The following is a 14,764-nucleotide window of genomic DNA, read 5'->3' as shown; positions in this document are numbered from 1 at the left end:
CTCTGACACAATTTAGATTATTATGGGCATACAGTTCTATATTAATACAATAAAATTATTGTTTCAAAAGGAATGTTAATCTAATTTCGTCGCATTAGTTGTTGACACCATTTTATAAAGGGCTGACCTAAGAAGGTCAACCCTTTATGTTGGACTATTTATTTTTCAATTCATTTACTAACTCATCATATTTAGGACTGTTTAAGAAATTCTCTACAGAAATATGTCTAGCGTTTGGCAATTTAACCTTTGCACGATCCGTCAAATCTTTGTGAGTTAAGACGATATCGGCATCAGCAGGCAAATTGTTAATAGATGTGTTGGTGACCTCTACATCCAAATCGGCTTTTTTCACTTTGTTTCGAAGGATAGAAGCCCCCATTGCACTTGAGCCCATTCCTGCATCACAGGCAAACACGATTTTATTAACCTGATCAAGACCAGCAATATGACCAGTCGCTTCAGCTGCTCCTGCACCAGTTAATGCACCTGCTACACTGCTCTTTTTACCTTTCATTTCTTCCATTTTTGATGTTGCTGCTGTCAAATCTCCTTCAGCCGACTTATCTTTTGTCGTCTTCATGATGAGGGCCGATACTAAGAACGATACAGCCGCTGCAACAAGCACACCTATAGTAACCCCTAAAATAGATGATTTTGGAGACATAGCCCATACAGCAAAAATACTACCAGGTGATGCTGCCGCATTTAATCCAACATGCAAAATGCTAAATGTAAAGGTACCAGCGACACCGCCTGCCATAACAGCAAGGATAAGAAGCGGACGCATTAAGACGTAAGGGAAATAGATCTCATGGATCCCGCCAAGGAATTGGATAATAATCGCGCCTGGGGCAGATTGTCTAGCATTGCCTTTTCCGAAGACCCAATAAGCAAGAAGGAGTCCGAAACCAGGTCCTGGATTTGCTTCAAGCAAGAATAGTATCGATTTACCTGCTGTTTTCGCTTGTTCTGCACCCAGGGGAACTAGAATTCCGTTACCGATGGCGTTGTTTAAGAACAAGACTTTAGCCGGCTCAATAAAGATATTGGCTAATGGAATCAAATTGTGACTGATCAGGAAGTTAACACCCGATGCCAGCCAATGGCTCAGCGAATTGACTGCAGGGCCAATTAAGAAAAATGCAAAGATACCTAATGCAGCACCAACAATTCCCGCTGAAAAGTTATTAATCAGCATTTCAAAACCATTAGGAATTCGTTCCTTAAACAGCTTATCAACCTGCTTGATACAGTAACCGCCAAGAGGGCCCATAATCATAGCCCCTAAGAACATTGGGACAGACGAACCTACAATAACACCTATTGTTGCCGCAGCTCCGACGACTGCCCCTCGGTCACCATATACCAATTTACCTCCTGTATAACCGATGAGAAGAGGCAATAAATAGGTTATCATTGGAGTAACGAGTTTGGCTAAATCTGCGTTCGGCGTCCAACCTGTTGGAATAAAGAAGGCTGTTATAAGCCCCCAAGCAATAAATGCCCCTATATTCGGCATAATCATGCCGCTTAAATGACTTCCCAGTCTCTGGACTCGCACCCTGACACTTGGGCGAGTTTGTGCTACTTCTGACATCTTAGCACCTCCGTGTAATTTAGAAACGCTTTCATTTAATAAAGAAAGCTACTATCCATATGATTGCTGAAAATGATGTAAAGTTATTCACACTTTTATTATAAGTAGACTCTACAGGGCATTCAATCACTTCTAAATACACTTTTGTCACAGGGATTGTTGACAGTTTTTTAATACGCTTTCATTTTTTTCACAAAAATTTTACAATTTAGCCAAATTGCTTTACTAGCAATCATCCCGCCTTGTTCACACGCGGGCTTCCGCAAAATTCTTCTCTTTTAAAAGCGGCTTATCCTAAAAATAAAAGCGAGCTGTGATCATGCTAACATGACAACAGCCCGCCATATTTTTTTATGAATTATCCTGACTATCCAGCATAGTTCCTCGTTCTGCATAATTAATATGCCAAGAGAGTGCCTTTTCTAAGACATGGGGAGTCTGGCCTCCGCGTGTTAGCGCTTCTTGGTAGTAAGCCCGAAGCTGCTCACGGTACATGGGGTGAGCACAATTCTCTATAATTAAAGGGACTCTTTCTCTTGGCGCAAGACCCCTTAAGTCCGCATAACCAAACTCCGTGACAATAATGTCTACATCATGCTCAGTATGATCCACATGTGAGACAAATGGCACAATACTGGATACTTTACCGCCCTTAGCAATTGATTTTGTTACAAAAATAGCAAGTCGGGCATTCCTCGCAAAATCCCCAGAACCGCCAATTCCATTCATCATTCTAGTTCCCGATACATGTGTTGAATTAACATTCCCGTAAATATCTACTTCCAATGCTGTGTTAATGGCAATCAAACCTAGACGGCGGATAATTTCCGGATGGTTGGAAATCTCCTGCGGACGCATAATCAGCTTATCCCGATATTTTTCGAACTCGGAAAACACCTGTTTCATTTTGTCTTCTGATAACGTAATGGAACAACAGGAGGCAAACCTGACCTTACCGGCATCCATTAATTCGAATACGGCATCCTGTAAAACCTCAGAATAAACCTCCAAATTTTCAAACTCTGAATGTAAGAGCCCATGGAGTACGGCATTCGCAACAGATCCTATCCCCGATTGCAATGGAGCCAATCCATTGGTCAACCGGCCCGCCTTGACCTCATTACGTAGACACTCTATCAAATGCCCTGCTATGCGCTCTGTTTCCTCATCAGGCGGAACAATCGATGAAGGTGAATCCAACTGACTTGTGAAAACAATCCCTTTTATCTTTTCAATATCAATTGAAATGCCCGTTGTCCCAATTCGATCGTCCGCCTTAATTAGTGGGATGGGCTGCCTCTCCCCTTGTTTGCCAGGTGCATATAAATCATGAACACCCTCAAGCTGAGTGGATTGAGCCAGATTGATCTCAATAATAACGGTTTTGGCATTTAAGGCAAAAGAAAGGGAGTTTCCAATGGAGGTTGTCGGGATAACCATTCCCTCCTCCGTGATTGCAATCGCTTCCAAAATTGCTATATCGATATCCAACACATTCGAGCGAATCAGCTCCGCAGTATGCGAAAGATGCTGATCTACAAATAGTAGATCACCCTGATTAATACCGCTTCTCATCGTTGCATCCGCTTGAAAGGGCAGCCGTTTTCCAATAATTCCTGCTTCTGTAAAAAGCTTATCAATATCTGAACCTAATGATGCCCCAGTATAGACGTTCACTTTAAAATCCGGATCCTCTTTTACCCGATTCACTAATGCAACGGGCACCGCCTTCACATCCCCTGCACGTGTAAAGCCGCTTAATCCAAGGGTCATCCCATTTTGGATCCAAGAGGCGGCTTCTTCTGGTGTCACAACTCGATCCATAAGTCGATGGTCTCTGATTCTCTCCCATTTATTATCCATAAGTAAAACCTTCTTTTCTTTGTTAAATAGTTATAAATATTCTACCCATTTAATGGGAGAAATTTGAATTTTCACTATAAAACACAAAATAAATGGATGAGACAGAAAAAGTGTATCCTCAAGCAGAAACTTTTTAGAAACCCAATAACTTTCGGAAATAACTGGAATAAGTTTGACTGACCGGCACTGATTGTCCATTGCTCATGGATAAGAGAAAAGTTGAATGGATATCAGGGAAAATTTCCTTTATATGATTAACATTAACGATAAAAGAACGATGGCATCTAATAAAGGAGTCTTTTGGAAGAAAGAATTCAAATTCATTTAATGAATACTTATGAGTTCCTTCCAAATCCTGAGCATAAACATGCGTTTTTTTATCTTTCGCTTCTATATAAATGACTTTTGCAAAAGGAATAGGGACCCAGCCATCCAATGTCTTAAGAGTAACGACTGATTTTCCATTGGTTAACGTCGGATAAATGGCCGTGACGCACCCCTCCGGCACACCGTTATTAAGAAAAGGCATGGCTATTCCATGATAAGGGACCCCAAATACATCACGGTCGATAAACTCCGAGACTTTTTGCCCTGAATGTATCGCCTTATAAGCCATTGTTCCTTCTTTTATGGGTTGCCCTGGCTTAATTCTCAAATCAATTCGCTTACTAGGCTTATAGAATATATATTCCTTCGTATCGGCAACCGCAATGGATAGTTCATCTGAAAACAACTCTCCCATACACTCGAGGATTGTATTTATAGAAAGATCCTTCATTGTTCGCCCTCATTCCTTACCTATTCTATTTCAGGGGACAGCCCCACAAGAGGTCACTCCCCACTCATTATTGCACGAATCCACATTCAGGGCTAACTCTATTAAGAAGACTTCAGTTCCTTTTTTCGAAAATCATCTACTATTTCAAAAATAAAACGAAACTTATTTTGTCTTTTTACGTCTAAACAGTAACCTTAACTTTGAGAATAGGGGGGCGATGAGCATTTTGGAAATCGCAGACCGGCAGCAAGTAAATGAAGCCAACATTAAAGCAAAAGGCTCTTTTCTTAAAGATTGTTGCTAGTTGATAAAAATAGGTTAAATAGGCGAGACTCCGCAGGCGTATTTTGCCGAGGAGGCTCGGATTGCCCGCGGAAAGCGAGCTTATTGGAGCCAAAAAAAACACCAAAGTTTACGAAAACAGCCAAGCAAAAAGAAACCTTTAAGAAAATGATACAAGACACGACTTGGTTACTGGGCACTGTCAACCGTCTCTTCTTCCTAGTCATCTCCGCTAAAACACCCAAACACTCAGGTATTGATGAATGATCATTCCTTACCAAGGAAACATTAAGAGTGATTAAAGTGATGAGGAGGATCTGAATTGGAAGACACACATGAATACGTCGAACAGTTGCATGAGAAACAAGAACAAATGAAAAAAAATAGTAAGCGAAAAGGGAACTCTCATAAAAGCCATAAGTTACCTAGCAGAGAGCATAGCGATAATAGCTAAATCATTACATCCTGCACGCCTCCAAATTAAGCTTTCACGCTTCTTTGGAGGCAACTTTATATAAACGCGCTTGGGTGACGATCGTTTCTTCCTTAAATGAAGTGATGCCATAATAGTTACATTTACTCAAATGCCCATGTTCTTATTGAATTTTAGTTTGTAAGCGCTTATCATTTATAGATAGATTAATATAGGGATGGGAAGTGGAAAATAGAGTGGTACCTCACCCTCAGGTGGCGCTATCATGACTTGCCTCTTTTCTCAGGTACCGTTTTAAGTGGTGTTTCAGGCAAAACGTATGATAGGACTTGCCTTCATAAAAAAATTACGATGAAATACAATAGAAAAGTAAAGGAGTGGTCATATGGCAATTGGAACAGGATCCAGTACAACGATTATTGTTCGACTTCAGTTGGATGTTGAGGTTTCTTCCTTTGGGGAAATAGCAAGTGCGATCAGTAACGCTGGCGGAGATATTATTGGGGTAGACGTTATTTCATCCAGCAAAACGCATACCGTTCGAGATATTACCATCAATGCGCAAGGCCTGAAACATAGTCAACTCTTAGGCAACTTGATCTCCCAGTTAAAAGGCGTTAAAGTTTTACAAATCTCTGACCGAACTTTCCTTATGCATCTTGGAGGTAAAATTGAAACGGCTCTTAAAACTAAAATCAAAAACCGCGAAGATCTCGCTCGAGTGTATACACCAGGCGTCGCAACGGTATGTACAGCTATTGCAGAAGAGCCTGAGAAAGCCTATTCTTTGACCATTAAACGAAATACGGTCGCTGTCATCTCAGATGGTTCCGCCGTCCTTGGTTTAGGGAACATTGGTCCGTTAGCGGCTATGCCCGTTATGGAAGGAAAAGCCATGCTATTTAAGCAGATGGCTAATGTTGACTCGTTTCCGATCTGTTTAGATACACAAGACACCGAAGAAATCATTCGTTCTATTAAAGCAGTTGCTCCAGCTTTTGGAGGAATTAACCTAGAAGATATCTCGGCACCACGATGCTTTGAGATTGAAGAGCGTTTAAAGAAGGAGCTGGACATACCGGTTTTTCATGATGACCAACATGGAACAGCCGTCGTACTGCTTGCCGGCCTCTTAAATGCATTAAGAATCACGAACAAGAAAATTGAAGATATAAAAGTTGTCTTCACAGGAATTGGCGCCGCAGGGATAGCCTGTACAAAAATCCTTCTTTCAGCAGGTGTCCGCAATATTATAGGAGTCGATCGCGAAGGTGCCATTAACCGCGATGTCCAGTATGACAATCCTTATTGGAATACATATGCCGAGAGAACAAACCCTGAAAATTTGAAAGGCACTTTATCCGAGGTGATTGCAGGTGCAGATGTTTTTATTGGGGTTTCAGCGCCTAACATTCTGACTGTTGAAGACCTGAAAAGCATGGCAAAGGACCCGATTGTCTTTACAATGGCCAATCCAAATCCAGAAATTGATCCAGAACTGGCTGAGCCATATGTAAGAGTTCTTGCCACTGGGCGTTCGGATTATCCTAACCAAATCAATAATGTTCTTTGTTTCCCAGGTATCTTCCGGGGAGCGCTAGACTGCCGAGCCCGAGAAATCAATGAAGAAATGAAGGTTGCCGCCGCTAAAGCGATCGCTTCAGTCGTTTCTGATGAAGAGCTGAGTGAAACTTACATCATTCCGAGCGTTTTCAATGATCGTGTCGTTGAACGTGTCCGCGCTGCCGTCGTCAAAGCAGCCTATGAAACCGGTGTTGCACGAAAAGAGCAACGTGTATAATTAAACCATTAGAAATCAGGCAAAAAGTCCAATGCGACGTGCATTGGACTTTTCCTTGATCAGATTATAATGCCGAGCCTTCCCTTTGAGTTAATAGTAAATTAAAAATGATCGTCTCCTGGAATTTCCAACAAATCGTCAAATATTTCATTCATTGAAAACCCAGCGCTTGGGATCGTACTTGAATCCACACGTTCATCACGTGTAAAAAGGACAGGAAACCCATACGATTCCCCTTCTAATACATATTTTTCTAGAGATTGATAATTAGGGTCGACAATCCAATACTCCGGAATCCCATGATAGGCATAAGTATGCAGCTTGTCCACCTTATCCGTTTTAACAGAGGTCGCAGAAAGAACCTCTACCACCAAATCAGGCGGCCCTATAATCCCTCTGTTTCTAACTATGCTTGGAAAACGCTGACGGGAAATAAGAAGGAGATCTGGCTGAACAATGACTTCCTCTGAAAAAATCAAATCAATAGGAGAATAGAATAAAACAAAGTCCTCCTGACAGCGTTTTGAGAGACTGTCCCCTATTTGTTTACAAACAAGCTGATGTCTGACAGGCGGCGAGGATACCCTTTGTCCCGCCTGCTCAAATTGGATTTCATCATCTTTTGGATCATCATATTTTGACTCATAATCATAAGTGCTTTGAATGACTTGTCCACTCGTTCTAGCTCGTCTTCTCAGCATGCCACAACGTCACCACCTGCCCCTTAAGTTAATGCCCTATTATAACTATATATCTATTTTTAATTTTCATGACTAAATCTAATAAACTATTTCTAATTGACCCTCTTTTAGGAAGTTTTATTTGGAAAAGACCACTTGACGAGTTCAGATTGTGAAAGACTTAAGAGAGGCTGTTTCTAGTGTCTCTAAATCCTACCCATTATCTTTTGGTAGACTCATGATTTTTTATTTGATTCATCTTTATTTCCCAGAAAATGTTAAGCTGAATAGCTACACTCCAACAACTGCTAGATCATATTACGGCGCCAACAGATGAATAAAATGGGATAGCCTATACCCTAAACATCCAAATTGAACTTATTTTCACGGGTAGGTAATGCTCGTTACACAACAATTATTTAGGTGTAACGAGAACACGCTATTCGCCTCTAAACTGGGCTGAAATGACGAAATAAGAGAATGACGTTACACCTATTTCATTTGTGCGTAACGTGGATTCGCTATCCCGCCGCGAACAGGGCTGAAGTGACGAAATAAGAGAATGACGTTACGCCTATTTCAGTTGAGCGTAACGAGAATTCGCTATCCGCCGCGAATCCGGCCAGAATGACCAAATAACGAACTGACATTACGCCTATTTCGGCTAAGCGTAACGAGAACACGCTATCCGCCGCTAAACAGGGCTGAAATGACGAAATAAGGGAATGACGTTACGCCTATTTCAGTTGTGCGTAACGTGGATTCGCTATCCGCCTCCAAACTGGGCTGAAATGACGAAATAAGGGAATGACGTTACGCCTATTTCAGTTGCGCGTAACGAGAATTCGCTATCCGCCTCCAAACTGGGCTGAAATGACGAAATAAGGGAATGACGTTACGCCTATTTCAGTTGCGCGTAACGAGAATTCGCTATCCGCCTCCAAACTGGGCTGAAATGACGAAATAAGGGAATGACGTTACGCCTATTTCAGTTGCGCGTAACGAGAATACACTATCCCCCGCGAATCCGGCCAAAATAAAAAAATAACGAACTGACGTTACGCCTATTTCAGTTGTGCGTAACGTGGATTCGCTATCCGCCGCGAATCCGGCCAGAATGCCAAAATAAAGGACTGGCGTTACGCCTATTTCGGTTGAGCGTAACGTGGATTCGCTATCCGCCTCCAAACTAGGCTGAAATGACGAAATAAGAGAATGACGTTACGCCTATTTCAGTTGAGCGTAACGAGAATACTCTATCCGCCGCGAACAGGGCTGAAATGACGAAATAAGAGACTGACGTTACGCCTATTTCGGTTGAGCGTAACGTGGATTCGCTATCCGCCGCGAATCCGGCTGAAATGACAAAATAACGGAATGACGTTACGCCTATTTCAGTTGAGCGTAACGAGAATTCGCTATCCCCCGCGAACAGGGCTGAAGTGACGAAATAAGAGAATGACGTTACGCCTATTTCAGTTGAGCGTAACGTGGATTCGCTATCCGCCGCGAATCCGGCCAGAATGACCAAATAACGAACTGACGTTACGCCTATTTTAGTTGTGCGTAACGAGAATACGCTATCCCCCGCGAATCCGGCCAAAATAAAAAAATAACGAACTGACGTTACGCCTATTTCAGTTGTGCGTAACGAGGATTCGCTATCCGCCGCGAATCCGGCCAGAATGACCAAATAACGAACTGACGTTACGCCTATTTTAGTTGTGCGTAACGAGAATACGCTATCCCCCGCGAATCCGGCCAAAATAAAAAAATAACGAACTGACGTTACGCCTATTTTAGTTGAGTGTAACGTGGATTCGCTATACGCCTCTAAACTGGGCTGAAATGACGAAATAAAGGAATGGCGTTACGCCTATTTCCGTTGAGCGTAACGAGAATACGCTACACGCCGCGAATCCGGCCAGAATGACGAAATAAGAGAATGACGTTACGCCTATTTCAGTTGAGCGTAACGTGGATTCGCTATCCGCCTTCTAATAGGCCGGTTGACGGGTTAGGCGTAACGAGAATACTCTAATTGGTAACGCTATTTTGTATATTGATAATATTGAGTAGTTGTGATACGTTTAAGTTAGTTTATTTATTAAACAAACTTTTGATATTCCTTTTTGTAAGCCCTTTATCCTGATAAATAACGTAATGGAGTGAGTAAAATGAGTAAATCTGTAAAACCTAATACGCCTATAGTTGACCATATCTTTACAGCTGATCCTTCCGCCCATGTGTTTGAAGGGAAGATTTATGTATACCCTTCCCATGACCTTGACCATGATGGCCCCTCTAATGACAATGGAGACCAATACGCCATGGAGGATTATCATGTGCTCTCACTTGATGATTTTAATTCCCCTTGTGTCGATCATGGCGAGGCACTGCATCTAAGAGACATCCCATGGGCTAAGCAACAATTATGGGCTCCTGATGCTGCCTTTAAGAATGATACTTATTATTTGTTTTTCCCAGCACGCGATCATGAAGGGATTTTCAGAATTGGAGTCGCAACCAGCTCTTCCCCTGCCGGTCCCTTCGCTCCTCAAGAAAATTATATTCCTGGCAGCTTTAGCATTGACCCCGCCGTACTGGTCGATGAGGATGACCGGGCTTATATCTACTTCGGCGGTTTATGGGGAGGACAATTAGAAAAATGGCAGACAGGTTCTTTCGTTCCAGATGCGGAAGGTCCTGCGCCAACCGCGCCTGCTATTGGTCCAAGAGTGGCCGAACTAACGGAGGATATGCTTAATTTTAAAGAAGCTCCAAAAGAAATTTCGATTGTTGATGAAGAAGGCAATCCCATCTTAGCTGGTGATGAAGATCGACGCTATTTTGAAGGACCTTGGGTTCATAAGCACAACGGGTATTATTACCTTTCCTATTCAACTGGAACGACTCATAAAATTGTCTATGCCATGAGTCAGAATCCTCAAGGTCCATATATTTTTAAAGGGACGATTCTTAATCCTGTCATGGGGTGGACAACTCATCATTCAATCGTAAAGGTTGAAGACAAATGGTATTTATTTTATCATGATGCATCCTTATCAGGCGGTATTGATCATAAACGAAGCGTCAAATACACTAAATTAACCTATAACGAAGACGGAACCATCCAAACCATCGACCCTTATAAAGATTAAGTTTGGGAAATCATATAAAAAGATCCTAAAAGCTATTGTAAGCTTTTAGGATCCTTTTTTAGGTTGGCGTCAGACTTCGAATGAGTTCCGTCTATTAATGTACCTCATTTAACTCGCCAACCGGGACATCTTGAATATACTCGGGATTGTCTAATGGATAAACCCTTGCAATTTCTGTTTCATCATTCACATTTTGTATATAGACCTTCATCCCATCGTACAAAACATGAATGGTTCTGGGGGAATCTATAATTTCTTTCGCGCGCTGTGCATCCATCTAGGTCACCTTCCAATCAGTTTTCCAAACATTAATAAGGTGACCTAAAAGACGGGTTTCTATTTCCTATTTTCAGTTAAAGGATTAAGTGTCTCTCTCAAGGTTTCCTAATACAGAATGAACTGCTTCGCTAATTTCCTCATACCCCGTACATCTACATATATTGGATTCCAGCCATTTTTTTATTTCTGCTTCCGTTGCATTCGGCTTCGTTTGCACGAGGGCATGACAATTCATTATAAAACCGGATGTACAATATCCGCATTGAAAAGCAAACTGCTCAACAAAAGCTCGTTGAATGGGGGTATCCTGAAGTCCCTCGATCGTTGTAATCTTTTTTTGTTCAGCTTCTATCGCTAACATTAAGCAAGACTTCATGGGAACCCCATCGACTAAAACGGTGCAAGCCCCGCAATCGCCATTCAAACAGCCCGGTTTAGACCCGGTCAGGCCCAGTTTCTCCCGCAGGACATATAACAATGTATCAGCCGGTCTAACCGTCACACGTGTTGTCTCGTCGTTTACAGTCAAGAGAAAAGTGTATATAGGGTCATTCACTCAAGAGCACTCCCTTCTATGGCCTGGATAGCATCGAACATCGTGTTTTTTAAGACAAATAGGCGGTAATCAGAAGAGCCTTCTACGTCATTCAACACAGGCGATGGCAAATAGGTTAAAGCCTGCTCTACCCTCTCCTCTATTGGTAATTGGGTATCGTTTAGCCTGCTTTCCATTTCATCTGATCGAAAAGGGAAAGGGCAAACACCGCTAAAAGCCATTCGAATGCCCTCATCTGTCTTAAGAGCAGCGACCGTGACAAGCGGATAGCCCATGTCCCACTGCATTCTTCTTTTAATACTGATATGCGGGAGAGTTAAATAGCTGCGGTCAATTAATAAAGAACAGATAAAGGAGCCTTCCTGCAACATCATGTGACCATTAAATAGTGGGTGAATGGGCGAATAGGTTATGCCCGTTTCAGACACAACCCCTACATAACACTCTGTAAGTAACAACGGAAGGACCGCTTCTCGATAAAAAAATTGCCCGCATATATTTCCGCCAATCGTAATTTTGTTACGGGCTGTTCGATCGGCAATATCACCAGCTGTTTGGCTTAACAAGGGAAAAGCATCGGATTCTACTATGTCCGTTAAGCTGGCCCCTGCCCCAATCACGAGATAGTCTTCACTAAAGGCGATCGATTGATAGTCAGAAATCCCTTTAAGATCAATAACGACTTCCGCATAATCCTGGTCCAATCTCCCTAAAGTTAGAAGCTCCGTTCCTCCTGAAATATAATATGGTGTCCTGTTTTGTTCCTTAAAGCGGCGGTATAGGTTAACAGCCTCTTGATACGTTTTAGGCTTGAAATAATCAAAATTAAATGGAAGCATGTTGTTTCTCCTTACTGGCACGCCAAAGCTGTTCAGGGATTAGAGGTAAGGAACGCAATTGAACACCTATTGCCGTGGATAAACAATTGCCAAGAGCGGCCGGCATGCCAATCAAGCCCTGCTCGCCAACTGCCCTTGCACCATAAGGCGCTTCTTTACATGGCGTTTTGACAAATTCGACGACATACTCTGGCTGCTCACCATAGCGAAGCGGCCGGTAAGTTCGGAGTTGAGGATTTAAAACTCTCCCATAGCGATCGATAACAAAGGTCTCTCTCCCGCCAAAAGCCAGCCCCATACTCATGGCCCCCATCACTTGGCCGAGAGCGGCCTTTTCATTAAGTACTCCCCCAACATCAATAACGGAATAGGCCTTTATAATGCGGTACGTATAGTCACGCGTATCCAGCTCGACTTCAACACCTTGCGCACCGACTGACCATTCGGGACCAGGGTTCCCTTTCCCTGTTTCCGGGTCCAAATGGGTCGCATTGGTATACGTATAAGTTCCTTTTGCTATGATCTCACCACCGATTGTTTGACCATTAGGAAAGGTATAACCATACGCAATATCTTTTATATCAATACTCACCTCGGGGTGTTCGGCTTGGAAGACTTTGCCGTTTGCCACTTCCAAGTCCTCGACATTTGAGCGAAGCACAAAGGCCGCCCGCTCCTTTAACTGACGCTTCGCATCCTTAGCCGCTTCAATTACCGCTCTCCCAGCCATAAAGGTACCGCGGCTTCCGACCGTCTTCCAGTGCTCGGGGGTTGTTTGTGTATCTACGAGCATTTTGACATGGATTTGTTGGACATCCATTTTCATTTGTTCGGCTAGAATCTGTGCCAGAACGGTCTTTGTCCCTGTTCCAATCTCAACAACACCCGACATCAAATTAATGCTCCCGTCTGGGTTAAAGGTTAAGATGACGCCCGATGTCGCATCGGTATCAAAAGTTGAATTTTTCCAGATACAGCAAACGCCCTTTACTCTCACCTTCCTGCCCTTAACTTCGGACTTCTGGCCGTCTTCCCAATGCATTAATTCTTTTAATCGCTTAATGCATTCGGATAAATTCCCTAATGTACTCGCAGTCAACGGCACTTGTGTCGGCGATGTATCCCCAGGTAAAATGGCATTTATAGAACGAAGCTCAAGTGGGTCCATGTTCAGTTTTTCAGCTAGTACATCCATAGTCCTTTCAAATGCAAATAGGACTTCTGAATGACTATACCCTCTAAAAGCACCTGGATACGGATGATTCGTATAAAGGCAATAAGAATTGCACCAGACATTGTCAATCCGATAAGGGCCTGTGCAATCCACTGCACCTGCAACACTAATATCTACCGCTTTATCCGAGTAGGCTCCGCCATCAAAAAGAAACGTAATTTCGGCCGCCTTGAGCAGGCCCTCCTTCGTTGCGCCAAGCTTAATGGTGGCATCAAGCCCAATATGAACAGGAGAAGTAATCATATCTTCTTCCCTTGTGTTCGTTAATTTTACGGGTCTGCCTCCAACTGCTTTTGATGCCAGATAAGCAATCACTTCTAGCTGAATAGAGGCCTTCCCTCCATAAGCGCCGCCAACAAGCGGTGTATTCACGATGACTTTACCCGATTCAATCCCAAAATACCAATTCATTAATCGTTTAATGGCAAAAGGGGCCTGTGAAGAAGCCGTAATCACGACCGTTCCGTCTGCCTTAATCTCTGCTGTTGAACTTCTCGTTTCCATAGCCGCATGGTCAGATGGGTTAAAAGACACGTTAAATTCGGCCGTCACATCGCTTTCCAAATACCCCTTTTCTAGATCTCCCTTTCTAATTTTGGTGAAATTAGCTATATTAGTCCCTGGAACTGGGTAAACACTTTCATTTTTCTCATATCGTTCTATGTGTTCATGGACTAGATGTGCCTGTTTCTGAAAAGCCTCACGGGGTGAATTAACAACAGGAAGGGGCTCATACGTCACTTTAATAGCAGCCACTGCCCTTTTGGCTGAAATGAGATTATCCGCTACAACCACCGCCACAGGTTCTCCATGATACCTTACTTTTTTATAGGCAATAGGAGGTCTATCCTTAATCGCTTCCCCTACTAACGGAAAAGGTTCATCCCCTAATATAGCCTTCACTCCTGGGACTTTCCAAGCTTCAGAAAAATCAATGGATGTAATCGCAGCATGCGCATAAGGACTGATCAGCATTTTCGCATGAAGTGTGCCTTGGTCACCATAATCATTCGTGTACTTCGCCTTACCCGTTACTTTATCAAAGGCTTCTTTTCGAATGACACTCTTCCCAACGTATTCCAACTCCGGATTCCTCCTCATCACAAAAGTGCTTATATAAATTAGTCAGTCACCTCTAAAAGAACCCTGCCTGTGTGTCTTTCTAGATTGGGAATTCATCTTACACTCATGATTCTCCAAACTCATTTCGAATCACCTTTATATTTATTCTTCATATATCTCATTTATTTATCTTCTT

General features: G+C 42.7%; 14 protein-coding genes. 3 read left to right on the top strand and 11 right to left on the bottom strand.

The annotated features are described in order from the left end of the window. Positions 1-154: 154 nt before the first annotated feature. The 3 genes from PU629_RS00610 to PU629_RS00600 all read right to left on the bottom strand — a co-directional run bounded on the left by PU629_RS00610 (position 155) and on the right by PU629_RS00600 (position 4,241). The gene (locus tag PU629_RS00610) at positions 155-1,600 is read right to left on the bottom strand and encodes a PTS mannitol transporter subunit IIBC (RefSeq protein ID WP_275282324.1); all 1,446 of its coding nucleotides are present in this window, start codon (positions 1,598-1,600) and stop codon (positions 155-157) included. A 351-nt stretch (positions 1,601-1,951) separates the two neighbouring features. Then, positions 1,952-3,463 carry a succinyl-CoA:acetate CoA-transferase ScpC gene (locus PU629_RS00605; protein ID WP_275282323.1) on the bottom strand — a complete coding sequence of 504 codons (1,512 nt, stop codon included), beginning with the start codon at positions 3,461-3,463 and terminating at the stop codon, positions 1,952-1,954. A gap of 133 nt (positions 3,464-3,596) precedes the next feature. Next, on the bottom strand, positions 3,597-4,241 hold the full coding sequence (locus PU629_RS00600) for a LytTR family DNA-binding domain-containing protein (RefSeq protein ID WP_275282322.1): 645 nt from the start codon (positions 4,239-4,241) through the stop codon (positions 3,597-3,599). A gap of 604 nt (positions 4,242-4,845) precedes the next feature. Between PU629_RS00600 and PU629_RS00595 the strand changes: the two genes are divergently transcribed. Continuing rightward, positions 4,846-4,977 (top strand): DUF4023 family protein, encoded by a 132-nt coding sequence (locus tag PU629_RS00595; protein ID WP_275282321.1) that lies wholly within the window; start codon positions 4,846-4,848, stop codon positions 4,975-4,977. Between the two features lie 364 nt (positions 4,978-5,341). Continuing rightward, complete coding sequence (locus tag PU629_RS00590; RefSeq protein WP_275282320.1) at positions 5,342-6,757, top strand: NAD-dependent malic enzyme; 1,416 nt, start codon at positions 5,342-5,344, stop codon at positions 6,755-6,757. A 101-nt stretch (positions 6,758-6,858) separates the two neighbouring features. Here PU629_RS00590 and PU629_RS00585 read toward each other — a convergent pair whose 3' ends face one another. From PU629_RS00585 to PU629_RS00570, 4 genes are all read right to left on the bottom strand, one after another. Beyond that, the gene (locus PU629_RS00585; protein WP_275282319.1) at positions 6,859-7,458 is read right to left on the bottom strand and encodes a Uma2 family endonuclease; all 600 of its coding nucleotides are present in this window, start codon (positions 7,456-7,458) and stop codon (positions 6,859-6,861) included. A 500-nt stretch (positions 7,459-7,958) separates the two neighbouring features. Then, positions 7,959-8,120, bottom strand: coding sequence for a hypothetical protein (locus PU629_RS00580; RefSeq protein WP_275282318.1), 162 nt, complete (start codon positions 8,118-8,120; stop codon positions 7,959-7,961). Positions 8,121-8,367: 247 nt separating this feature from the next. Beyond that, the gene (locus PU629_RS00575; RefSeq protein WP_275282317.1) at positions 8,368-8,625 is read right to left on the bottom strand and encodes a hypothetical protein; all 258 of its coding nucleotides are present in this window, start codon (positions 8,623-8,625) and stop codon (positions 8,368-8,370) included. A gap of 1 nt (position 8,626) precedes the next feature. Then, positions 8,627-9,202, bottom strand: a complete 576-nt coding sequence (locus PU629_RS00570; RefSeq protein ID WP_275282316.1) for a hypothetical protein — start codon at positions 9,200-9,202, stop codon at positions 8,627-8,629. A 412-nt stretch (positions 9,203-9,614) separates the two neighbouring features. Between PU629_RS00570 and PU629_RS00565 the strand changes: the two genes are divergently transcribed. Beyond that, positions 9,615-10,598, top strand: a complete 984-nt coding sequence (locus tag PU629_RS00565) for a glycoside hydrolase family 43 protein (RefSeq protein ID WP_275282315.1) — start codon at positions 9,615-9,617, stop codon at positions 10,596-10,598. Between the two features lie 94 nt (positions 10,599-10,692). On the opposite strand, the gene PU629_RS00560 is transcribed toward PU629_RS00565, so the two are convergent. From PU629_RS00560 to PU629_RS00545, 4 genes are all read right to left on the bottom strand, one after another. Next, entirely contained in the window at positions 10,693-10,875 is a 183-nt protein-coding gene (locus tag PU629_RS00560; protein WP_275282314.1) for an H-type small acid-soluble spore protein, read from the bottom strand. 84 nt (positions 10,876-10,959) lie between these two features. Next, positions 10,960-11,433 (bottom strand): (2Fe-2S)-binding protein, encoded by a 474-nt coding sequence (locus PU629_RS00555; protein ID WP_275282313.1) that lies wholly within the window; start codon positions 11,431-11,433, stop codon positions 10,960-10,962. Then, the gene (locus PU629_RS00550; RefSeq protein ID WP_275282312.1) at positions 11,430-12,272 is read right to left on the bottom strand and encodes an FAD binding domain-containing protein; all 843 of its coding nucleotides are present in this window, start codon (positions 12,270-12,272) and stop codon (positions 11,430-11,432) included. The genes PU629_RS00555 and PU629_RS00550 overlap by 4 nt, the downstream gene beginning before the upstream one ends. Then, a complete protein-coding gene (locus PU629_RS00545) occupies positions 12,259-14,589 on the bottom strand; it encodes a xanthine dehydrogenase family protein molybdopterin-binding subunit (protein WP_275282311.1) in 2,331 nt (776 codons plus the stop codon). Before PU629_RS00545 ends, PU629_RS00550 begins: the two co-directional genes overlap by 14 nt. Positions 14,590-14,764: the final 175 nt, after the last annotated feature.

The organism is Pullulanibacillus sp. KACC 23026, from assembly GCF_029094525.1.
Classification (GTDB): domain Bacteria; phylum Bacillota; class Bacilli; order Bacillales; family Sporolactobacillaceae; genus KACC-23026.
This window is presented reverse-complemented; position numbering and strand designations above follow the sequence as displayed.

Coding starts and splice junctions, on each gene's coding strand:
- PU629_RS00610 (WP_275282324.1), bottom strand. CDS start 1,600: ATGTCAGAAGTAGCACAAACTCGCCCAAGTGTCAGGGTGCGAGTCCAG.
- PU629_RS00605 (WP_275282323.1), bottom strand. CDS start 3,463: ATGGATAATAAATGGGAGAGAATCAGAGACCATCGACTTATGGATCGA.
- PU629_RS00590 (WP_275282320.1), top strand. CDS start 5,342: ATGGCAATTGGAACAGGATCCAGTACAACGATTATTGTTCGACTTCAG.
- PU629_RS00560 (WP_275282314.1), bottom strand. CDS start 10,875: ATGGATGCACAGCGCGCGAAAGAAATTATAGATTCCCCCAGAACCATT.
- PU629_RS00565 (WP_275282315.1), top strand. CDS start 9,615: ATGAGTAAATCTGTAAAACCTAATACGCCTATAGTTGACCATATCTTT.
- PU629_RS00600 (WP_275282322.1), bottom strand. CDS start 4,241: ATGAAGGATCTTTCTATAAATACAATCCTCGAGTGTATGGGAGAGTTG.
- PU629_RS00550 (WP_275282312.1), bottom strand. CDS start 12,272: ATGCTTCCATTTAATTTTGATTATTTCAAGCCTAAAACGTATCAAGAG.
- PU629_RS00585 (WP_275282319.1), bottom strand. CDS start 7,458: ATGCTGAGAAGACGAGCTAGAACGAGTGGACAAGTCATTCAAAGCACT.